Below are 23,170 nucleotides of genomic sequence, written 5' to 3'. Positions count from 1 at the left end.
GGGAGTGGTCAAATTCAGAGAGCGAAATACGCACAGTTGAGCTGTCTTCTATATAGTGGTTTTGTTGTTTTTGAATTATTTCTTGGTAGATCTCGTTAAGTTTTGGAGCCAACTTCTATGAAAATTGTTATTGCACCAGACTCGTTTAAAGAATCTTTATCGGCGGTATCGGTGGCGGCGTGTATTGAAAAGGGCTTTCGTGAAATCTTCCCTGACGCTGCCTATGTGACCTTGCCTTTAGCCGATGGCGGTGAAGGTACTGTCGATGTGTTGCTGCAAGGTTTAGTGGGGCAGAAGCGAACCCACCAAGTAGAAGGGCCACTGGGTGAACTTGTAAATGCAGAGTGGGCAATGCTTGAACCGTCAGACCGTAATCCAAATAAAACCGCACTGATTGAGATTGCTGCTGCATCTGGATTGGATCTACTGACTCCAGTCCAGCGAGATCCTTTAGTTACTTCTTCTTTCGGTACTGGGCAACTGATATTAGAAGCGATAGAGCAGGGCGCTCAAACCATTATTCTTGGGTTAGGCGGCAGTGCGATCAATGATGGTGGAGCGGGTATTGTGCAAGCGTTAGGTGGAGCACTATTAGATAATACAGGGCAAGATCTTAATCGAGGTGGTGTTGCGCTAGCGGAGTTAGCATTTATTGATCTTTCCGATCTAGATTCACGTTGTGCTGATATCGAATTGATTGTCGCGTGCGATGTCGATAATCCGCTGTGTGGTGAAAATGGTGCTAGCCATATATTCGGCCCACAAAAAGGGGCAAGCCCAGAACAAGTTGTGAGGCTGGATAAAGCACTTGCGAACTTTGCTCAAGTCGCTGAGATGCAGGGTTGTGTTAGTGGCGATGAACCCGTTCATAAGCGCACTGGTTATGGCGCGGCTGGTGGTACGCCGATGGGGCTAGGTTTGCTATTCAATATGCAGATTAAACCCGGCATTGAGATGGTGCTCGATGTTCTACAAGCCGATGAAGTGTTGAAAGGCGCAGACCTTGTGATTACCGGTGAAGGGCAAATGGACAACCAAACTCTGCAAGGAAAAACGCCTTATGGGATTGCTAAACGTGCGAGCTTACAAGGTATTCCGACTATAGGGATTGCCGGGTCATTAGGCACTGAAGTCGAAGCACTTTACGGTGAAATGAGCAGCTTGTTCGGAACGGTAAGATCGCCACAAATTTTAGAAAAAGTATTACAAGAGGCAGAGCTTAACTTAACGAGAACGGCAAGAAATATCGCTGCGACTTTACGGTTAGGTCACAAAATATCGCAAAATTAGTGAGTTATTATGGGAAAGGGAGAACCTTGGAACTAGTTCATGGAGTCATGTAAGTTCATGATTATTATATTCTAAATATTATTATCAATATTGAATGATTATGATTTAGATCATTAATTCGATAGGTTTTATCCATGATAACGATAATTACAAACGATTATATTTTACTTTGAGTCAGGCTTATTCTATATCCTTAATTGCTGCGTGGTTTTGTGTGATGAATAACCACCATACAGAAGTGAAGGTGCAGCAAAGATGCTGTACCTAAATGGTAATAAGGAATTGATGATGAGTAAAAAACTAACTACAGCTGCGGGTTGTCCTGTTGCTCATAACCAGAATGTTCAAACTGCGGGTAAACGTGGCCCACAACTTCTTCAAGATGTTTGGTTTTTGGAGAAATTGGCCCACTTTGACCGCGAAGTGATTCCAGAGCGTCGTATGCACGCGAAAGGCTCAGGTGCTTATGGCACATTTACCGTTACACACGACATCACAAAGTACACCAAGGCAAAACTGTTTTCTGAAGTGGGTAAAAAAACCGACTTGTTTGCACGTTTTACAACAGTAGCTGGCGAGCGTGGCGCGGCTGATGCAGAGCGTGATATTCGTGGTTTTGCATTGAAGTTCTATACCGAAGAAGGTAACTGGGACATGGTGGGTAACAACACGCCTGTGTTTTTCTTACGTGACCCTCTTAAATTCCCAGATCTAAACCATGCGGTGAAACGCGACCCACGCACTAACATGCGCAGCGCGAAGAACAACTGGGATTTCTGGACCTCTCTACCTGAAGCGCTTCACCAAATCACTATTGTGATGAGTGATCGTGGTATCCCTGCGACTTACCGTCACATGCACGGCTTTGGTAGTCACACATTCAGCTTTATTAACGCAGACAACGAACGTTTCTGGGTTAAGTTCCACTTCAAATCTCAGCAAGGTATTAAGAACTTGTCTGATGCAGAAGCGGCACAAGTGATCGGCGATGACCGCGAAAGTCACCAACGTGACCTGCTAGACAGCATTGATAACCAAGACTTCCCTAAATGGACACTGAAAGTACAAGTGATGCCAGAAGCGGACGCGGCGAAAGTACCATACAACCCATTCGATCTAACTAAGATCTGGCCACACGCAGATTACCCATTGATTGAAGTGGGTGAGTTTGAATTGAACCGTAACCCGCAAAACTTCTTCGCTGAAGTTGAACAGTCTGCATTCAACCCTGCAAACGTGGTTCCGGGTATCAGCTTCTCACCAGACAAGATGTTGCAAGGTCGATTGTTTGCTTACGGTGATGCGCAGCGTTACCGTTTGGGTGTTAACCATCAGCATATCCCAGTGAACGCACCTCGTTGCCCTGTACACAGCTACCACCGCGATGGTGCAATGCGTGTTGATGGTAACTTTGGTAGCACATTAGGCTATGAGCCGAACAATGAAGGTCAGTGGGCAGAGCAACCAGATTTCGCTGAACCAGCATTGAACCTCGATGGCGCAGCAGCACATTGGGATCACCGTGAAGATGAAGATTACTTCTCGCAACCGGGTGACTTGTTCCGCCTAATGACACCAGAGAAGCAAGCGATTCTGTTTGATAACACTGCTCGTAACCTAGGCGGCGTACCTAAAGAAATTCAATTGCGTCACCTAAGACACTGTTACAAAGCCGACCCTGCATACGGTGAAGGCATTGGTAAACTGCTTGAAATCGATGTGAGCGAATTTAAGTCGTAATTAATCATCTTGATTAGTTAATCGAAAGGCCGTTGAGTGAATCACTCGATGGCCTTTTTTGATCTCGCTGTTCATCAAGTAATGCTAGCTCATTGAGAAATTGAACTATCTATATTGATAGTTTTTACCTATCGAATTGATAAACATATCCCATTATCTTTATAAGATGGATGGGATTATCCTGCAGCTATCAGTTTATAAAGTAATAGAGTTTGAGATGAGTAAAAGCGCATTAATCGTTGAAGGTGGGGCAATGAGAGGCATCTTCGCTGCCGGAGTTTTGGACGCCTTTATGCAAGACGATTTCCGTCCTTATGATTTTACCATTGGCGTGTCTGCAGGTGTGTCCAATTTGGTTGGTTACTTATCTCAAGCACCAAAACGCAGCTACAACGTGATCACTACGATGGCGACCGACAAAACCTTCTTCAACCCGGCTCGTTTTGCCAAGGGTGGTAACTTGGTGGACGTGAAGTGGTTGTGGAATGAATCAAACCAACGCTATCCACTCGATTGTGGTGAGATGTTTTCAAGTATCCCACTGATTGCCGCTGTGACTAATGTGGATACAGGCAGTGCCGATTACTATCATATTAAGCCAGAAAACCTTTCTAACGTGGTTGAAGCAACAACGGCTCTACCTATCGCTTATCGTGAAACACCGTGCTTCTCTGGTGGTTGCTATACCGATGGTGGTGTGGCTGATTCGATTCCGGTTCGCGAAGCATACCGTCGTGGTGCACGCGATATTACGGTGATTCTTTCTCATCCTTTGAGTTACCGAATGAAGCCTCAAAAGCACCAATGGATGCTGAAAAAATTACTAAAGAAATTTCCAAATATTGCTGAGTCGATGGCGGTCCGTGCCGACAACTACAATCAGTCTCTGGAGTTCATTCGTAACCCACCCAAAGATGCGACCATTAAAGTGATAGCGCCGCCAGAAGCCTTCGCAGTGAAGCGTTTAACTATGGATAAAAGCACTCTTAATGCAGGTTATGAGATGGGCGTAAAAGCTGGTGAAGAGCACCTTGCGATTCGAAAAGGCGTGTATGGTTTAGACACCGAAGATTGTCATTTCTGCGTCTAGGGACGGTTTTAGAGTACTGGATAAACGACAAAGCCACGCTGTTCACTTCAGAATAGCGTGGCTTTGTATTTGTAGAGTTAGTTTGTTTTTAACTCAGTCTGCTATTAACTAAGTCTACTATTAAACGAGTTCGTTGCCGCTGGTGTTGCCAGCAAAGAAGGCATCAACACTGGTGAGCGTTGTATTGGCGATGTTGAACAGAGCATCTTTAGTCAAGAAGGCTTGGTGACCGGTGAACAGCACGTTATGACAAGCAGATAGACGACGGAATACATCATCGACAATCACATCGTTAGACTTGTCTTGGAAGAAAAGCTCTTTCTCGTTGTCGTAAACATCAAGGCCAAGTGCACCGATCTTGCTCTGTTTCAGCGCTTCAATTGCTGCGGTTGAATCCAGCAGTTCACCACGACTGGTGTTAACGATCATCACGCCATCTTTCATTTTCTCAAATGCAGTCGCATCTAACAGGTGGTAGTTCTCTTTACTCATAGGGCAGTGCAGAGAAATCACGTCAGACTCTTGATAAAGCTCATCCAGTTCAACGTATTTAGCACCTAGTTCAACGGCTAATGGGTTTGGATATGGGTCGTAGCATAGGATGTTCATGCCCAAACCTTTCAGAATGCGCATTGTTGCTAAGCCAATCTTACCTGAACCAATCACACCAACGGTTTTACCGTGGAAGTTAAAGCCTACCAAGCCTTCAAGGGAGAAGTTCGCATCACGAGTGCGTTGGTATGCTTTGTGTAGTTTTCGGTTCAAACACATCATCATGCCGACTGTGTGTTCTGCTACCGATTCTGGTGAATAAGCCGGAACGCGCACCACTTGCAGGCCAAACTCTTTGGCTGCGTCTAGGTCGACTTTATCAAAACCCGCACAGCGCATTGCAATCAGTTTGGTGCCGCCTTGTGCAAGAATTTCTAGCACGTCTCGCGATAGGTCGTCGTTTACAAATGCACACACCACTTCGTTGTCGTGTGCCATTTTCGCTGTGGTTGTAGTGAGGCGAAAATCATGGAAATGAAACTCAGCGTTGAGTTCGCCTTTTGCAAGGTTGAATGATTTTTCGTCGTATGATTTTGAGCTAAAAAAAGCAATGTTGAGCATGGCTTCCTCTCTTACCTAAAAAATGGAAACCCCAATTATGTTTATTTGATAAGGGGTTAAAACTAATAACTCTGTTCAGTGTGCTAGAGTTTTTTTCTCTTGTCTATCACCATTAGTCATTGTAATTACTATGGTTATTGGGTCCGTTATCTTCACTTATTGAACATTAAAAATCACATTACGAAGTAGCTTGCTTATAAGTTCATCAATATCGAATGGATCTTACTTTCGAGTGTTGAACATCTTCTTGGTCTCTTTCTCTGACCAGAAGTTAATGTTGAATTGTGCGTCGTCACTCAGCTCTACTCGATGCCAATATTGAGGTGGACTAGTGGCGAATTGCCCTGCTTCTATCGTGATAACATTTTCTGGTTCTGTTGCTTCTGCATCAGCAAAACCATAGAAGGTCACTGTGCCTTCCATTACACAGATCTGACCAAACACGCCTTCCGCGGTATTGTGATGGTTAAGCAGCGCTACCGGTATATTGTCTTTAGTGAAAAACGGTGTTGAACGTTGAATTTTCCAGTGTGATGGAATACGTAAATGACTCATATAAAACCTATTATCTGACTGTTCTTTGAAATGGGTACTTCTATGTCGTAGGTGAGCAATCTTTACCAATAGTTCTCACTACTGAATTGACCAGGCTTTCTACGTAAGTGCTTTTCAAAACCTAAGCTGGTTAGTGCTTCACTTGTGTCACGAACCATTTGCGGATTGCCGCAAAGGTAGAAGAAACTGTGGGTTTGATTGAAAGCGACAGACGCGGCTTGCTCAAGGTCGCCTCCAAGTAACAAGCTTGGGATTCGTCCGCGCAAAGTTCCGGTGACTGATTCTCTAGAAATAATTGGCACATATTTAAGTTTTCCTTGAAAGTGATCGACGAGTTGAGTAATACGGTCTCGATAAGTCAGGTCTTGTTCTGTTCTTACGGCATGAACCAATACAAGGTTGTTGAATGAGGAGGCTTTTTCAGATTCAGAGCCGTTTTGCTCCTGTATCTGCATACTTTCGAGCATTGAGATAAATGGGCCCACCGCAGTTCCAGTTGAAAGCATCCATAGATCGTCTGCGATCTCTGGGATCTCATCCAATGTCATAAATCCACTAGGGTCTTTGCCGACAAAGATGTCGTCGCCTGCCTTCAATTCATGAAGCTGAGGAGAGAGCTGACCGTTTTGATCCTTAATAATTAAAAACTCTAGATGCTGATGACCTTGCTCATGTTCCGGCGCATTCACCATGGAATAAGCACGTCTCACAAACTCATCCTCACTATTGAGTAAGCCGAGCTTAGTAAACTGACCCGCCTGATAAGGGGAGACAGGAGCACTGACTTGGAGTGAGAACAATTGATCTGTCCACTCTGTCTTGTGTAGGACTTTTCCGGTTACCAAACCATGAGGAATATCTGTCATATCATCACCTTTAAGAAGAGAAGTTATCTCATTAAGGATACTCAACTATTTACACTTTGGAGTTGCATGTAGCATGCCAATAATGAGAATGCTTATCAATACTAGATCTACGGATGAAATTAACTGCTATTGTGTCAAAAAGACCACCTCTTTATTTGGTCTAAATGACTCGTATGTGTGCTTGTTGTTGGCGTGGTGCGTTGTTTTGGGGGATCTAGAGCCGAGCTTTAGCAAAGGCAGCAGAGTGGTTTGACCCCTGAAGTATTGCACTAATAACTAAAGAGAATAATTTACAGATGCGTATAATGGCGGCTTTCGATCTCAATATAGCCGTGTTTTATGCTTGATAATCTTCGTATGGCCTTGAACGTCTTGTTCGTGACCATCAATACCGCAATGACTGCGTTTACCGTGAGCTTCTTTGGCCTCATCAAACTGATCCTGCCAATCTCTGTTGTGCAAAAGTCGTGTACTCGTTTAGCTAACTTCACATTCTGGTGTTGGGCGTCGCTCAATCTTTGGATGTTGAACGTGAATAATGACATCGAGTGGCAAGTGGAAGGCGGGGAAGATATCTCGACTAAGCAGTGGTATTTGATGATGTCGAACCACCTGAGCTGGGCGGATATTGTGATTTTGTCTTCTATCTTGAAAGATAAGATGCCGATGACTAAGTTCTTCCTTAAGCACGAACTGTTGTACGTGCCTTTTGTTGGCTTAGCCTGCTGGGGCTTAGATATGCCGTTCATGCGACGTCACTCCCGCGAGTTTTTGTTACGCAACCCAGAGCGCCGTAATGATGATTTCGATGCCATCAACAAGGCGTGTACCAAGTTCAAGCTAGCGCCGACAACATTGGTTAACTTTGTGGAAGGAACGCGTGCTAACCACGACAAACTGGCGACAGCGAAAACCCCTTACCGACACCTATTGAAGCCAAAAACTGGCGGTGTGGCGTTTGCTCTATCTGCAATGGGCCCAATCTTAGATGGTATTGTTGATGTGACTCTGGCTTACCCTGAAAACCAAGTATCTCCGTTTGAAGATATGCTAAAAGGCAAAATGACCAAGGTGGTGGTGCGTATTAAATTGCACCCGATGGACGAGAACGTAAACGGTAATTACTTTGAAGATAAAGCATTTAAACGTCGCTTCCACAGTTGGTTAAACAACACGTGGAAAGAGAAAGACGAATATCTTGATACGGTTTACGGGGTTGATACACCCTCTGAGGTTGAAACGATTGAGCAGCCTGATGCGGTTCATAAGAAACAAGAGCAGTAAGCTCAAACCAAAATGACAACATTAAAAAAAAGCCGATAGCTCATTGAACTATCGGCTTTTTTATTGAATTAGGTTTTTCAGAAGTAAGCGAAATAGTTAGTGCTTACTACTGTTAAATGGCTTGGTACGCATCGATGATGTGTTTAACTTCACTAGGCTTACCTTGCTTCTCTTGGCCTTGATGAATACGTAAGTAGTGCTGCAGCGTTTTGGCTTTGTACTGCTGAGATACCTTCATTTTTTCATCACAACTCGGCGTCCAGATCTTGTCACCCACGTTTGATATCTCACTAACCAATCGGCTCTTTTCAGCTTCGCCTGAGTTATTACTCACCAATAAAATCTCGTAATAACGACGGTTCTCTTCAATCAACACTTCATCAATGAGACCAAAATTGAGCGCCTTTAAATGACTTCTCAACTCGAATTGTTGATGTACCGGACAAAGCAAGAAATCGATCGCTTTGTCTGGGTGTTGACGATGAATATCATCAACGAGCTTTTGAGTAAGATCACCACCGACGCCCGCAATAATAACTAGGTGTTTACCAGTATGTTTCTCAAGAGGGATAGCGGCGACATCCATACAATAGACTTGCCATTGGCTGGTAACCGTTTGTTCGGCTTTATTATCTTGTGGAAAGTAGCGCGCTAGCTTGCCTTCAAGCTCACACATTAGAGACGGGACAATATCGACAAAGTGAATTTGAGGCGATTTGTTATCCGACAGTAATTGAACACCCAAAAAGCCGTGATCACAGCAACAGTCCCAAATATGTTGGTAGTCATTGCTGACAAGGGAATGGAGAGTTTGCAGTCGGTTACTTAGCTTCATAAGGCTCGTGTCGTTAGAAAAGGGGTATCGTCGTGTTGAACGCGCATTGTAATGACTTTCCATAAAAACAAAAGCACCTAGAGTATGAATCCTAGGTGCTTTGTTGTTATTGGTATCGCACCAATTACGATACGAGTGTGTTAGCTCATGTCTATGACGCTTTAGCGAAAGCTCTGATATGGCCTTCCACTCGGTTCTTACCAAGTTGTTGCGCGATAAGCTTTGCCTGTTCCGCCAGCGCTAAAGCTGAGTCTGTTTCGCCTTCTATTTGTGAGTACCCCACGCTAACCCCTAGTGACAAGGTGATATCTGGAGTGACGATGGCTTTCTCCGCGATTGCTATTCGGCACTGGTCTAGTTGGAATTTGGCATCTTTCACGTCATTGGCCTTGAACAATACAGCGAACTCTTTTCCTCCAACACGCGCCAAGCAAAGACCTTTCGGCTTAGGGAAGTAAGAACGCAGTGATTCTGCAGTCAGCTTGATCATCTGATCTCCCACCGCTTCACCGTAGGCACGGTTTACATGGTCGAAGTTATCGATATCAATCAGTGAGACGTAGGTGTCGGGCTCGCTCGCGTAGTTTTCGATGGCGATACTGAAACTGCTCTTATTGTCTAACTGCGTCATCAGGTCTTTGCTGCTCAATTGATGTTGAAGCAGTAAGTTAGACAAAGAGACCTCAGTGTAATCACGGATCATTCGTAAAATACTCTGACTGATCGGCAAGTTGGCGTTGAGGTAGATCACTGCTATCAACTGTTTGCGAGAATACATAGGAATACAGTAATGACGTTGGTGTATTTTGAGTTTACGAGCCAATGGATCGGCGTATTTCCCGTTTCTGTAAGCCATGGAGTCCGGGACAAAGCGTTCCGCTAAGAGATCGTCACAATGTACTGTTGATTTGTTTCCGTGGTAGTCGATGGTGCTGAATGAGTGGCTCTCAGGCTGATACAGACAGAATTGGATACCTTTATGATAGGTAAAGCTATTCAAGATGGATTTCAATTTGCGCTTAAAGCTAGCAAGGTCTTCAACTTTGTTCAGTTCAGACAAAGATACGTTTAAGCGGTAAGCCAGATAGTTTGCGCTAATCCACAACAGAAGCAGTGAGCCAAGCACCACGCCCGTTAATGTAAATTGGTGCGAACTGGTTAGGATGTCATGGCGATCAGTGCCTGCGATGAACACCCAGTTCAAACTGTTATCTGCGTCAAATACCGATATTTTGAAGTTATCTTGATAGTAGTATTCGTGCTTACCAACAGTTTCACCTTGTGAGAGTTGATGGCTGATACCAGCATGATAGCTGACAGATTTAGAGCCGATACGTTTTGGATCTGGGTGAAAGACCAGTCGTTCTGTTGCTCGGTCAACTACAAATACATAGCCGTGATTAAGCGTTTTTAAGTCTCTTAATCCTTGTGTAGTGTGTAGTGTGTAGAAGGTCAAACTCAATCCATATTTCTTCATTCAATCTTTCCGCCGTGTGTTTAACTGCGAATACCCAACGACCATCTGCTTTTTGGTAAATCGAAGAAATGTAGAAATCTTCAACCACACTGTCTATTGAGTTCCATCTTATGGAATCGATTTGTTCATGGGAAAGAGGTAATCCACGACTTGATATATATTGTTGGGACTGTGGTTGGTATCGAACGATATCGGAGAAGTTTGGCGTTCTTTTTAGAATATTATCGCTCAACTCTCTGAATTTTTTATCACCGAATGGAGCCGTTTTAGGTAAGCCTAGACTGGTTTCTAAAAAATAGAGTTTGCCGAATGTGGCTTCGATGTTGGAACGAATAGTGGAGCTTGCGATACGAATGTTTGATGATGATTGTTCAGTTGCTGCTGTTTCTACTTTTTCAAGCTGAGCCACAGCAAGGTAGAGCATCCCTCCGGTTAATAAAATAATGTATGGTTTGAAAAGCCGAATAAGTGTTTTAGGTAAAGCCATGATATCCAAGACGTTATAGATTCATTTTTATAGTACGGCAATACTAAACAGTTTTATTAACCACATCAATGCAAATGATTCCATATGCGTGAATGAGTTTTGTGATATTCAGCTAACAAAAAAGCCAGTCATAAATATAACTGGCCTCTATGGTTTCCGGTGTTTTATTAAGCTGGCTTAGCTTTTACTTCAATCAAATCAGTCTTATCTGGCGAGTAGTGCAAAATTGCCATCGAAGTTGGCGATAACAGCATTTCACTTTCTGCATGGCCAGGTTTTACGTTTCGCGAGTTGGTATCACAAATGGTGACCCAGTTTTGATCGCGATCCGTCGGTAATGAGAAGCGAGCGGGTGCGTTGGTTTGGTTTATCAGATAAATCAATTCGTCACCGTCTTTGCCAATACCCAAGTGCAGCGCAACAGAGCTTAAACGATTCCAATCATCATGTTCCATGAGTGTGCCATCGACACGACTCCAGAAGATGCGGTTAGAGTTGCGTTTTTCTCCACTGAACGCCTTAATAAAAGGCACCATGTATTGCTGACGTGCGGATATCATTTCAGCTAACCAACTCTTGAAATAAGCTTTTCGCTCAGAATCTTCCCAGTTAATCCAGCTAATTACACTGTCTTGACAGTAAGCGTTGTTGTTGCCTTTTTGAGTATGAGATAACACATCAGCTGTCATGATGTGCGGAATACCAAAAGCAAACAATAGACTCGCCATGAAGTTACGTTTCTGTTTTTCACGTGTGGCAACGACTAACAGGTTTTCGGTTTCCCCTTCAACACCGTAGTTATCAGAGCGATTATCACCGTGTCCATCTCGGTTGTTCTCACCGTTATCTTCATTGTGCTTGTGCTTGTAAGAGACAAGATCTTGCATCGTAAAGCCGTCGTGATACGTGATGTAGTTTACGGTTAGTCTGTATGGCCAGTGGGCTGCGCTGTAGATATCACGAGACCCCATTAAGCGCGTCGCAAACTCTTTTAGATAGCCTTGATCACCGCGCCAGAAGCTACGTGTGATATCGCGCAGTTTGTCGTTACATTCATTCCAGCCTAGTGGGAAGTTACCTACTTGATAACCGTTAGGGCCAATATCCCACGGTTCTGCAATTAATTTGGTCTCTTTGAGCACAGGATCTTGAGCAACGGCTTTGAAAAAAGCCGCTTCAGGGTTGTAATTATCGCCTTCGCGTCCCAGTGTCGCGGCCAAATCAAAACGGAAGCCGTCGACTTTGAATTCACTCACCCAGTAACGAAGCGTATCCATGACCAAGTTTAGTGCTGGTTGGTGAGTCAGGTCGACGGTATTACCGCAGCCTGTGAAGTTCGCATAATGACAACCATGCTTAATGTAGTAGCGGCTATCGAGTGCTTTTAGGTTGAAGGTTGTACCACCTTCCCCGCCTTCTGCTGTGTGGTTGTACACCACGTCTAGAATGACCTCGATGCCATTACGGTGCAGTTCGCGAATCGTAGTCTTTAACTCATTTACGGCATCTTTCTCTGCGTAGCGAGGGTCTGGCACCATGAACAAATATGGGTTGTAGCCCCAATAGTTCACTTTCCCCATATCCAATAGATGAGGTTCGTGCATACATGCCGCAATAGGTAAAAGTTGTAGAGAGTTGATATTTTGTTGTTTGTAGAACGCAAGCATTTCAGGGCTAACCAACCCTAAATAACGCCCCTTGGTGTTGGTCTCTACTTCTGGATGAAGTTGAGATAAGCCTTTTACATGGGTTTCAAATAGAACGGTCTCTTCGCGGCTAATACGTGGCTTCTCTACGTCTTGCCAATCAAAGGCGTCATCGACAACAACACATTTTGCCATCGAGAAGCTTTTTTCATTGGTATATGGAGTGACGTAATCGAGCGGTTCGCTGATTGCTTTCGCATAGGGGTCGGACAGCAGGATCGGGCCTTCATCAGTTTCAGCAATGAAGCCGTATTTTTGTCCAGCTTTAATGCCTTCGATAAACACATATCTGATATCGGCGTATTCATCTTCCAACGTGTAAGTGGTGAATTCATCGTTCTCATCAAAGAGCGCGAGAGATAGAGATTTACAGTCAGGAGAAAAAATAGAGAAGTTACAGCCAGTGTTACCTAGCGTTGCGCCTAGCGGATAAGGGCGAGCGAGCGTTCTAGTCATTGCTTGATTTCTTGTTCGTTTATCGACATCAGTGAACTATAAGTAAAAAGCTTTGTCACAATAAGGTCAAGCAACTTCACAGATTAATTACTGTTAAAAAAATAATTCATCGATGAAGTTCAAATTATATATTTGAACTAGATCTCACTTATGCTGAATAATTAGATCTGTGTGCTGTCTACTCCTCCTAGATTAAGTGATCTACCTCTTTAAAACACCGTTCTGTATATTTCCTACTCCCTTCTCATCCCCCTTAATTTAGTTCAGGGCGGAGGAAGTCAAACTTGTCATCCCCTCTTAATATTGACCCCGTTGAAACGAATCAGGGGAAACCCTAAACCTCTCTATCTTACGACTACCATTACTGCCTTTGGTTGCCGCAAGAGAGCAAAAATATAAAAACCTAAAATAAATCGTCCTTAATGGAGTTAAGAATGAAAAAAGTAAGTTTGATTGCTGCTGCAGTGGCAACTACATTAGCTGCTGGCTCTGCGTTCGCTGTAGATTTTAATGGCTACATGCGTGCTGGTACTGGTATTAGCGGAAATGATGGTGGTGACGTTTCATTCATGAAGAGTGGTATTGGCCGTCTAGGTAATGAAAACGACAACTATTCTGAGTTTGGTCTGGCTGAAGAACTAAAAACTGGTGAGCAAACTTGGCGTTTAGAGTCAATGATTGCTTCTGGTGCTGATGGCGCAAATGGTTGGGAAGACGGTGACTTTAACGTTGCTCAGTTTGCTGTTAAAGCAACTGGCGTCTTATCTTTTGATGAAGAAGCGACACTTTGGGCTGGTAAAACATACTACCAACGTAAAGATATTCACATCACTGACTTCTACTTTCTAAATACATCAGGTACTGGTGGTGGTATTGAAAATATTTCAGTTGGTAATCAAAAACTTTCTCTAGCAATTATTCAAGATGGCGAAGATGAGAACGGTGCTGGTTACATGGCTGATGCTCGCCTAGCGAATATCGGTCTATGGGAAGATGCTAGCTTAGAGCTTGGAGTTGTATACAACTTCGGTACTGAAAACAAGAATGGCAAATACGATGGCGATGACGGCCTACTTGCTACAGGTATCATCCACCAAGGTATGAGCAATGGCTTTAACCAAACGGTCGTTCAATTAGGTACGGCTGGTTACGGTGTTCAAATGGCTAATTTGTGGGGCTCTGGTGCTTATTATGACCGCTCTGGAGATCAGGATGATGGCTTCGGTTACCGAATCCTTAACTGGGGTGTAATGAACCTTGGCGAGTCTTGGGAAATGGGTCACCAACTTGCCTACTTAGCTGGTTCTGATATCGGTGCTTCAAAGCAAGACATCAACCAATATTCTGTAGTTGTTCGTCCAATGTACAAGTGGAACAACACTATGCGTACTATTTTTGAAGCTGGCTACAATGCGGGTGAGCAGATTAATCAAGCTGGCACTGGTGTAGAAGATTTTGGTGGCGCTAAATTTACTGTTGCTCAAGCATGGGCAATGGGTGACAGCTTCTGGGCTCGTCCTGAAATCCGCGTATACGGTAGCTACCTGATGGATCTAGAAAACGATTCATTCGGTGAAGTTAAAGAAAATGGTGTTGTAAAGGCTAAAGGTGCTGACAACGATTTCGTTGTTGGTATTCAAGTTGAAGCTTGGTGGTAAGCCACTTAGCTTAAAATCCTAAACTGTCCTAATTCATAGCCGGCGTACGTCGGCTATTTTTTTAAGGAATGTACGATTAGTAAAAAGGTTTCCTACGTTAATTATTTTCGTTATGGTAATTGACTAAGTAAATTTCTTAAAAAAATAAAAATAAGGAAGAACTATGTATTTTCGCGCTCTGATGTTGAGTGGTTGCGTTGCATTGGCTGGTTGCCAATCTGCACAAGTAGTCGAGCAAGTGCAAGTCGCACAAGCTGAACAAGTTAACTCGATTGCTGGTCTTCAATTTGCTCCTATGAAGCTACCAAGCTCGGCAATTTTTGATGTGACACCAAATAGCCAAGTATTAAACTATCAAGGCATAAACAGCCCTGTAGTAGCGATTGAATTGCCTGCAGACCGCGGTGAGTATTCGATTAATATCACGAGCATTATCGGCGACACAGCGTTTGTTCCAAATGCGGTCATCTATGACGAAAATGGTCGTGAGCTAGAGCGTTATGGTAAAGATAGCTTCGAATACGCAAAACCAAGGTTACATTTGGGCAACCGTTTAGTCGCTGAGAACGATTTTTACCCCCCAACAACGGCTAAGTCGGTTTACTTAGTTATCTACACAGACCAAAGTGATTTGGGCGGTTTTACTGATGTGATCCATCCTGCTCGTTTAGATGCGGAAGGTCGCGGTAACTATTTACCTGAAGTGAAAGATATCCCGATTCCAAATGCTAACGTTGGTAAGATAGAAGTAACAATCGATAAAGCGAGCTTCTTCTCTATTGGTTCATCAAGCAGTGAATCTAACGCTAAGCCAGCCGCTGCGACTAAGATCGATACCATTCAACCTGAAACGCAAACCTACTATCACAATGCGATTCAAACGGCTGTAGCTGAAGATAATATTCCGAAAGCTCTGAGCTTATTAGATGAAGCAAAAGCACTCGGTATTGAAGGCGCGCAAGAAGTGTTTGTAAAAGCCGTCAATAAAAAGTAATCAAACAGTTTGTAAATACTAAATGATATGAAAAGAAGGGCTCCTAGTTAGGGGCCTTTTTATTACCGGAAATAAGTGAGGAAAGTAATATTTATATTCTGTGAAACTTGGGTTTTAAATAACTACTGACTTACACGCAATAATCAATGGCTAATATAAATGGACGTTCTTGGCTATTTATGGTCTTGATTTACTCACTGTTAATTAAAACACTCTCGTCTATTTTACTCCCCTCAAACAGCTGAATACGAACTCTATTGACGAATCGCCATTTCATTTACCAACCAAAACTCGGGTTCCTAAATTCCACATACACTTAAATTAGGCGCTTACACGAAGTCGTTATGCTTTCTACTAAGAACTAAGAACTAAGAACTAAGAACTAAGAACTAAGAACTAAGAATTCAGGCGGTTCGTTACCTCTTACCATTGATGGTTGGTTAATGAAGGCAAGATAATAATGTGGTTTATTGGGATTGGTGTTTATTGAGCACAAAAAAAGGGAGACTGACGTCTCCCAAAAGGCTAGCTTGCGCTGGTTTTATTATCTGTTTGTATAATTCTAAGCTTTAAGGCTTAATTCTTGGTTACTGAAACGACCGCTTTTTCTACATTGTCATCTAGCTCATGAATCGCATTCAGAGTGAATGTGTAGTCGCCAGCTTCTATTACGCTTAATTGGCAGTTCCCATCAGTACCAAGGTCGATTGAACCATCAGCAAGTTCAACGGAGTCACAACCGAAGTTAGGTGTTTTCCAGTCAGCATCGGCAAACTTGAAGCCATAGTCTCCCGCTTCCAAAGTACCTGTTACAGAGTAAATCCCATTAGCCACAAAGCTCATCGCCCAACTATCAGCTGCGCCCCATCCATTCATGTCACCACGAACGTAAACCGTTGTTTGGCCGTATGGAGGAATGCTAGACACATCTTTATCAGAGTTATCAACTGGCAGACCGACACCTTGTGCATCACCTTGAACTTGTACAAACACAGCGGTGGTTAATGCAGGTACTGTGAAGGTTTCAGCGGTAAAGGTTGCGTTTTTCACTGTGTCGTCAGCTGAGTTTTGTTGAACTGTGTGAAGTGTAAAGTCTGTCGCTCCTGTGATTTTGAACGATTGAGTTTCATTGGTTGAGTTTACAACCGCGACAATCGCATCGTTCTCTGGATCGAGGTCTGTACCTGCAGACACACCATCATCGATAGACATGACAATCAGGCCTTCGACTTGATCTTCGCCAACGTTACGGAAGTCGACTCGCTTCATAACTTCGTCTGCTGTGTCTAAGCGGAACAGCTCACTTGAGCTACGGATTTTAAGTAGTTCTAGGAATTGCTGTTTAGTCAGCGCAATGTCTTCTTCTTCTGGTTTAGTGGTGCTGTCAGCAATGATGGTTTTGATCAAATCCCAGTTAGCACCATCTTTATCTTCACGTGGTAAGCCAACATTCCAGTTGTTGTCAGTACCATCAAACATGACGCGGTTGTACCAGTCACCTGAATCGTAAGAATCACGCTGCATAGACTTAGAGCGAAGTAGTTCAGAACCCATATGGATGAATGGTATGCCTTGGCCTAACATCACGGTAGAAAGCGATACAGACTGCATGCGAGCACGCTCTGCAGAACTAGTACCAGTGGCGATTTTGTATGCGTTGTTATCCCAAAGCGTTTGGTTATCGTGTTTTGAAACGTAAGAGATGTTCTCTGAAGGCATCTTGGTGTAGCCAGCGGGCGCACCGTTGTAATCAACGTTTTTGCCCAGCTTGGTATCGCCTTTGTAATCAAGCAATACGTATTCCGCGAGGTTACCTGCCATACCTAAGCGAACAAGGTCTTGGTTATGCAAACGACCATTGATTGAATCTTGATCAACTTTGGTTTCTTCGTTGGCAATCGCTGCGTTACCAAAGCCTTGGTTAAAGCGAAGCGGGTGGTTGCCTTCTGAATCGACGCCACCATCAAATGGGCTGCCGCCTCGTACTGCATCACGTAAACGATCCGAGAAGGTACCGATTTCTGTGCCTGCCATGTTGATTTGGTTTGCTTGGTCGAAGCGTGCATTGTTTGCTACTTCGCCAAAGTCCCAACCTTCTCCATAGAACAAGGTATTCGGATCGATCTTACGCACTTCTTCCAATGCTTCGACCATCACGTCTTTTGGCTGGTGGCCCATTAAGTCAAAACGGAAACCATCCACTTTATAGTCGTCAGCCCATACTTTAAGTGAGTCGACCATTAATTTACCCATCATCAGGTTTTCGGTCGCGGTGTTATCACAACAGGTTGAGTTTTCTACGCCACCTGTGTTCACGTTAAGACGGTGGTAGTACCCAGGGACAATCTTATCTAGCACTGACTTATCGTTTACGCCAGATGCATTAGTATGGTTGTATACCACGTCCATGATCAGCTTAAGATCCATGTCGTGCGTGGCTTTTACCATTTGACGGAATTCGAGAATACGCTGTGAACCATTAGGATCGGTCGCGTAGCTGCCCTCTGGGACCGTGTAATGGAATGGGTCGTAGCCCCAGTTGAAGCTATCAAGCATGCGAAGGTCATTCATTAATGCTTGTGCGTCACCCGTTGAAGGGTCATAGCCATCGAGTACATCTTCAATGGTTTTGTTTTCGTCTTCGTTACCACACAAAGTGGCAGCAGGTTTTACATCACACAGTTTACCGACCGTATCCGTAATATCGACACGGTTCGCTTCATCTTCATCAACGGTAGCGATATCAAATGCTGGTAAGATATGCAGCGTGGTTAAGCCCGCATCTTTCAATTCTTGTAGATGTTTGACTGACTCACGCTCTCCTTCTGTGAGCGCGAGGTATTTTCCATTTAGGTTCGTTGTACCTAACTTATCGCTGAAGCTGAAGTCACGAAGGTGAGATTCGTAAAGTACATGATCTTCGTCTTTCTCTACGGTTGGTCGTTCATAGTCGTCCCAGTTCGCAGGTTTCAAGGTTGAATCATTCAGGTCAATCACTTGAGAGTATGCTGAGTTCTTTGACAAACTGAGAGAGTATGGGTCGGTTACTAGGCGAGTTTCAATGTTACCTGTGGTTGGATGGTAAACCTTCACTTGGTAACGATAATAACTGTTGACTGCATTAGACACAGCATCAGTCGTCCAAATGCCCGTCTCAGTGCTTTCCGTCATTGGGAACACTTGTGAACTTTGCAGATCCTCGCTGTACAGAACAAGTTCAACATCTTGTGCAGTAGGAGCCCACAGTTTGAAGGTCGCTGCACTGCCTTCAACAATAGCGCCAAGTTCTTCAGCCATCGCATTACCAGCATCTTCACTTGCAAATACCGCATCAAGCACACCCGGTTTTTGAACCTCAGTTGAAGAGGTAACGTCGCCATTAGTATTGTAGGCAACAAGAATTATCTGAGATTTTAAGATAGTGCGAAGTGTGCTGTCGTCAACGTCGATAGCCAGGGCAGGTAAGCTTGCAAGGTGGCGGAAACGCTCTTTTAATTCAGAGGATAGCTCGCCATCTTTTGTTAGTTCAACGGCAGTGCCACCAACGATCTCTTTGTCGTTCATGGTGATGCTGTTATCGAGTGCATAGAACAATTTCATAGAATCGGCGCTGCTTGCGGCTTCCCAAGCGATAGTCTCTGCGTCTAACCAATGTGCTTTTTGGCCATCAATATTAACTGGGCGATCTGAAATCGGATCATAATATAACTCGCTGCTACCATGAAAACCGAATACGCCTTGTGAATCGCCAAGTGCAATGAGCTCTACTTTCGAATTTGCACTACCAAACGCTTTTTCGTCGCCATTGTGTAAGATGAAATTCATGCATTTATGTGGGTCAGCAGCATCAGGGTCAACTTTCAATACATAGTAAGCGCCGTAGGTATCACTAATACCGTCAAATTCGTAAGGTGCTTCCCAGTTAGTACCGCTTTCGCTGAGACCCATCGCGATTAAGTCTGTGCTAGTACAGCCTTCGCCATTCCATAGGTGAAGCCCCCAGCCGTCGTAAGTAGAGCCTGAAGTGCTTGCGGCTGCAACATCACGTTTGTAATAAACAACAACTTCGTTTTCGCCAGCTTTGTATAGGCCAGTGTCGCCAGCGTCGGTGCCATTGTCGCTATCACTGCCACAACCTGCGATCAAAGTAGCGGTGAATAGAGGCCAAATTGCTTTGGCCAAAGTAGAACGCTTAAAGCTTCTCTTTTTTGTAATGTCGAAGGTGCGTTGTAGAGTGATGTTCTTATTAATATTTATGTTGTTCACGTTTGATATCCATATTTCACTTTTTATGAAGATGAATATCCTAGTCTGAATGATGGCCAACTATTTGTGATGGCTATATGTAAAGTTATTTTTAATACGTAAAAATAGGAAACCTAGAGTCAGTATCACGCTTTGTATTTGGTTTAAGTTAAATTAATTGGACCAATAGCTCATATGTTCGATATTAATAGCCTAAGGCGTAGAAGCTAGGAGTAGATAATAAGGATGAGAGCTCATCCTTATTAATGTGAGGAAGGTATCGAATTGAGAGACTGTTAATTTAACTTAGGAATTAAGTTAATTATCAATAGGGATGATAATGGTTGTTCGGTCACTAATATTGATCGATAGATTATTCATCTAGCGATAATACCCAAACCAAAGATGCGAGCGGTTTTAATTCGATATTAAAATTGCCGATGCTATTTTCAACAGTGAACACTTGTTGGCGAACGCCCTCAATATATTCATTGAGCAAGTAATTGCCATCCGCTATTTTGAGTTTTTGGATGACATCACTTGGAACCTTCAAGTGAATACTCTCTGTGATGTGCTGGCTGAAATTTGCGGCAACAATGGTGAGCTCTTGGTGGTCAAAGCGCAGAAATGCGTAGACTGAATCACTCAAGTTATTGCACTGGTGTAAGTCTTGGTAATCACCTGTTATCGACGAGTGCTCAAGCGAAAAATTCAATACTTTTTGATAGAAGTGACGTAGTTGCTTTTCGTTATCGTCTAGTAACTCGCCATCGAACGCGCCATTGTTCATCCATTTTTGGTGTTGTGGGACTCCGATGTAATCGAATATAGAGGTACGTGAGGGTTGTCCAAAGCCTGCATCTTCAGCTCCCGGTTCGCCAACTTCTTGTCCAAAATAGATCATGGTTGGTGAACTGCTTAATAACGCGCTGACGATCATTGCAGGCTTAGCAATATTAGGATTACCAACAAACTCGGGAGAAGCGATGCGTTGCTCATCATGGTTATCCAAGAAGTGCAGCATGTGGTGTTCAATATCCATCATTTGATGTTGGATCTTGGGGATGATAGCCGTTAATGCCTTGCCTTGCATGATGTCTTTTAGACCGTCATAAAGATCAACCTTATCGTACAGGTAGTCCATTTTTCCTACGTGAATATAGTCGCGGTACAAGTGAGGTTGGTACACCTCAGCCATTAAAAAGGCATCTTGGTCTTTCATCTTTATCGATGAGTTGAGGTAACTCCAGAACTCGACAGGCACCATTTCAGCCATATCGTAGCGGAACCCATCAACGCCTTTGTCTAACCAGAACAAGGCGATATCTCGGAACTTAACCCAAGAGTTAGGCACATCGATAGACTCCCAGAAATGGTAGTGGTCATGGTAGTCGCGTTGGGCATAGTCACTTGGTAACTTAGGGAAGTCTTTTGAACCGTCTGGACGCACGCCGTAATTGATCTTCAAGGTTTCATACCAATCGTCGAAATCAGGCTTAGCCAAGCGTGAGCCGTTACCTGTCCATTTGGCTGGTATCTCGATATACGGTGAGCGTAGGTTAGGGTGTTGTTCACCATCAAGCGGGGTAAAGGTGGGCTCTATGTCTGGCAATTCAAAGGCGCTGTTGGGAATGTAGTAGAAGTTATTGTCTCGGTGATATTCAAGCGTAGCGTCATCGTGAGCGCCAAAGTCACTGACTCCCTCTGGGTTGTTTAAGCCTTTATAATGGCGTGCAACATGGTTAGGGACGATATCGATGATCACCTTTAAGCTGTTGTCGTGGCTTCTTTTGATTAATGCCTCAAATTCTTCCTGCCGGCGCTCGGGGCTGTCGGCGAGATCTGGGTTTACTGAGTAATAATCTTTGACGGCATAAGGTGAGCCTGCACGGCCTTTTACCACGCTCGGGTGATCGTCTGAAATACCAAGGTGTTTGTAATCATTGATGAGTGCATGATGTGGCACTCCGGTATACCAAATGTGAGTTATTCCGAGTTTACGAATTTCCGACAGCGCTTTATCTGTAAAATCACTGAACTTGCCGACGCCGTTTTGTTCGATTGTGCCCCATGGAACATGTTGAGTGTTTTTATTACCAAATAAACGCGTAAAAACTTGGTAGATGGCGTACTTTTGGTTGTACATATTTATAATTCCTTTAACTTCCATCATGTTATGTAGGGATGAAAGGGCTTGTTTGTTATTTAGCAGGCTAACTGAATTACAATATGCCTTACTCATCCTTATCAAAACTTACAGGGCGTAATTGCTACAGTATGTGAGCTGTTACCCAAAAGGAGTCATGTTGTCTTCATCTATTCAAATCGTTATCACCTATCTGGTTCTGGTGGCGGTATCTGTGTTGTTTGCGGAAAGTTCTAAAGCGCTGTTGGTGTGGTATTTGGTTGTCGGATTGGTGACGTTTTTTGTGTACGCGAAAGACAAGCGAGCAGCGATCAATGGCAATTGGCGTGTGCCTGAGAAAACCCTGCACATTTTGTCTGTTGCTGGTGGTTGGCTAGGGGCGTTAATCGCTCAAGATAAGCTGCGCCACAAAACGCAAAAGCAGCCGTTTAGAGCGATTTATTGGTTCACAGTGGTAATCAATGTAGCAGTGTTTTTATGGACGTTAACACCGAGCGGGCAGGCGACATTTGGGCATTGGCTTAGCGAGATTATTGGGTATCTTTAATGAGAATGATGGCTAGTACTCGTGTACTAACCATCACAATATAGGACGTTATTTGATTAGAGCATCGGAATTGTCGATGCGAGAAGTAAGCCTGCCATACCGTAGTTGAAGCTTTTGATGCGAATTGGCGTTGTTAGCCAGTGTTGCAGTTGCTTACCTGCTGCTGTCCAGAATGTCACAGATGGTAAGTTGGCCAGAGTGAATATCGCCGCGATGATCGCAAGTTCCCACCATGAACTGCCGCTGCTGTACACTGAAATCGCAGTCAGTGCCATTGACCAACCTTTAGGGTTTACCCACTGAAAACTTGCCGCGCCAATGAAGGTCATTGGTTTATAAGCCTCGGTACTTTTGGCTTTGCCGCTCAATGCTATCTTAATTGCTAGATACACAAGGTAAGTCAGGCTTAGATATTTCAATATTTGGTGAGAGACAGGGTAAGCGTTGAAAATGCCCATTAAGCCGAAGCCAACCAACAACAACATCGCGGCAAACCCTAGAGCTATCCCAAGCATGTGCGGAATAGTACGGGCAAAGCCAACATTGGCACCTGATGTCATGAGCATTATGTTATTTGGACCCGGCGTGAAGGTCGAGACAAACGCAAACAAGGCAAGTGCGCTAAGTTGTTCTAAAGGCATAATGGTTCTCCAGCAATAAAATGAACGAAGTGACTGACCG

At 43.9% G+C, this 23,170-nt stretch carries 15 protein-coding genes and 1 pseudogene; 7 read left to right on the top strand and 9 right to left on the bottom strand.

Annotation, left to right across the window (positions count from 1 at the left end):
- Positions 1-117: 117 nt before the first annotated feature.
- The 3 genes from ITG09_20860 (at position 118) to ITG09_20850 (ending at position 4,120) form a co-directional block, all read left to right on the top strand.
- Positions 118-1,290 (top strand): glycerate kinase, encoded by a 1,173-nt coding sequence (locus ITG09_20860; protein UPR53840.1) that lies wholly within the window; start codon positions 118-120, stop codon positions 1,288-1,290.
- 288 nt (positions 1,291-1,578) lie between these two features.
- Positions 1,579-3,030: a catalase gene (locus tag ITG09_20855; protein UPR53839.1), complete on the top strand. Its 1,452-nt coding sequence runs from the start codon at positions 1,579-1,581 to the stop codon at positions 3,028-3,030.
- 217 nt (positions 3,031-3,247) lie between these two features.
- Entirely contained in the window at positions 3,248-4,120 is an 873-nt protein-coding gene (locus tag ITG09_20850) for a patatin family protein (protein ID UPR53838.1), read from the top strand.
- 120 nt (positions 4,121-4,240) lie between these two features.
- On the opposite strand, the gene ITG09_20845 is transcribed toward ITG09_20850, so the two are convergent.
- The 3 genes from ITG09_20845 to ITG09_20835 all read right to left on the bottom strand — a co-directional run bounded on the left by ITG09_20845 (position 4,241) and on the right by ITG09_20835 (position 6,654).
- Positions 4,241-5,233, bottom strand: a complete 993-nt coding sequence (locus tag ITG09_20845) for a 2-hydroxyacid dehydrogenase (GenBank protein ID UPR53837.1) — start codon at positions 5,231-5,233, stop codon at positions 4,241-4,243.
- A 222-nt stretch (positions 5,234-5,455) separates the two neighbouring features.
- Positions 5,456-5,788 carry a DUF1971 domain-containing protein gene (locus ITG09_20840; GenBank protein ID UPR53836.1) on the bottom strand — a complete coding sequence of 111 codons (333 nt, stop codon included), beginning with the start codon at positions 5,786-5,788 and terminating at the stop codon, positions 5,456-5,458.
- Positions 5,789-5,850: 62 nt separating this feature from the next.
- Positions 5,851-6,654 carry a ferredoxin--NADP reductase gene (locus ITG09_20835; GenBank protein ID UPR53835.1) on the bottom strand — a complete coding sequence of 268 codons (804 nt, stop codon included), beginning with the start codon at positions 6,652-6,654 and terminating at the stop codon, positions 5,851-5,853.
- Between the two features lie 339 nt (positions 6,655-6,993).
- Between ITG09_20835 and ITG09_20830 the strand changes: the two genes are divergently transcribed.
- Positions 6,994-7,938, top strand: coding sequence for an acyltransferase (locus ITG09_20830; protein ID UPR53834.1), 945 nt, complete (start codon positions 6,994-6,996; stop codon positions 7,936-7,938).
- Positions 7,939-8,050: 112 nt separating this feature from the next.
- Here the strand turns inward: ITG09_20830 and ITG09_20825 are convergent, their stop codons facing one another.
- From ITG09_20825 to glgX, 3 genes and pseudogenes are all read right to left on the bottom strand, one after another.
- Positions 8,051-8,773: a tRNA (adenine(22)-N(1))-methyltransferase TrmK gene (locus tag ITG09_20825; GenBank protein UPR53833.1), complete on the bottom strand. Its 723-nt coding sequence runs from the start codon at positions 8,771-8,773 to the stop codon at positions 8,051-8,053.
- A gap of 151 nt (positions 8,774-8,924) precedes the next feature.
- Positions 8,925-10,674: pseudogene (locus tag ITG09_20820) on the bottom strand (diguanylate cyclase).
- Positions 10,675-10,904: 230 nt separating this feature from the next.
- On the bottom strand, positions 10,905-12,899 hold the full coding sequence (gene glgX / locus ITG09_20815; GenBank protein ID UPR53832.1) for a glycogen debranching protein GlgX: 1,995 nt from the start codon (positions 12,897-12,899) through the stop codon (positions 10,905-10,907).
- 434 nt (positions 12,900-13,333) lie between these two features.
- On the opposite strand from glgX, the gene lamB reads away from it, so the two are divergent.
- Both lamB and ITG09_20805 read left to right on the top strand, forming a co-directional pair.
- On the top strand, positions 13,334-14,557 hold the full coding sequence (lamB, locus tag ITG09_20810) for a maltoporin LamB (GenBank protein ID UPR53831.1): 1,224 nt from the start codon (positions 13,334-13,336) through the stop codon (positions 14,555-14,557).
- A 163-nt stretch (positions 14,558-14,720) separates the two neighbouring features.
- Positions 14,721-15,551: a transcriptional regulator gene (locus tag ITG09_20805; GenBank protein UPR53830.1), complete on the top strand. Its 831-nt coding sequence runs from the start codon at positions 14,721-14,723 to the stop codon at positions 15,549-15,551.
- 576 nt (positions 15,552-16,127) lie between these two features.
- On the opposite strand, the gene pulA is transcribed toward ITG09_20805, so the two are convergent.
- Together pulA and ITG09_20795 are read right to left on the bottom strand one after the other, a co-directional pair.
- Positions 16,128-19,766 carry a pullulanase-type alpha-1,6-glucosidase gene (gene pulA / locus ITG09_20800; protein UPR55227.1) on the bottom strand — a complete coding sequence of 1,213 codons (3,639 nt, stop codon included), beginning with the start codon at positions 19,764-19,766 and terminating at the stop codon, positions 16,128-16,130.
- 403 nt (positions 19,767-20,169) lie between these two features.
- Entirely contained in the window at positions 20,170-21,942 is a 1,773-nt protein-coding gene (locus ITG09_20795) for an alpha-amylase (GenBank protein UPR53829.1), read from the bottom strand.
- Between the two features lie 157 nt (positions 21,943-22,099).
- Here ITG09_20795 and ITG09_20790 point away from each other — a divergent pair, with 157 nt between their 5' ends.
- Positions 22,100-22,489, top strand: coding sequence for a DUF1294 domain-containing protein (locus ITG09_20790; GenBank protein ID UPR53828.1), 390 nt, complete (start codon positions 22,100-22,102; stop codon positions 22,487-22,489).
- Between the two features lie 56 nt (positions 22,490-22,545).
- Here the strand turns inward: ITG09_20790 and ITG09_20785 are convergent, their stop codons facing one another.
- Complete coding sequence (locus tag ITG09_20785) at positions 22,546-23,130, bottom strand: LysE family translocator (protein UPR53827.1); 585 nt, start codon at positions 23,128-23,130, stop codon at positions 22,546-22,548.
- Positions 23,131-23,170 lie beyond the last annotated feature (40 nt).

The sequence above is a fragment of the Vibrio cyclitrophicus genome (assembly GCA_023206055.1).
Lineage (GTDB): Bacteria > Pseudomonadota > Gammaproteobacteria > Enterobacterales > Vibrionaceae > Vibrio > Vibrio cyclitrophicus_A.
This window is presented reverse-complemented; position numbering and strand designations above follow the sequence as displayed.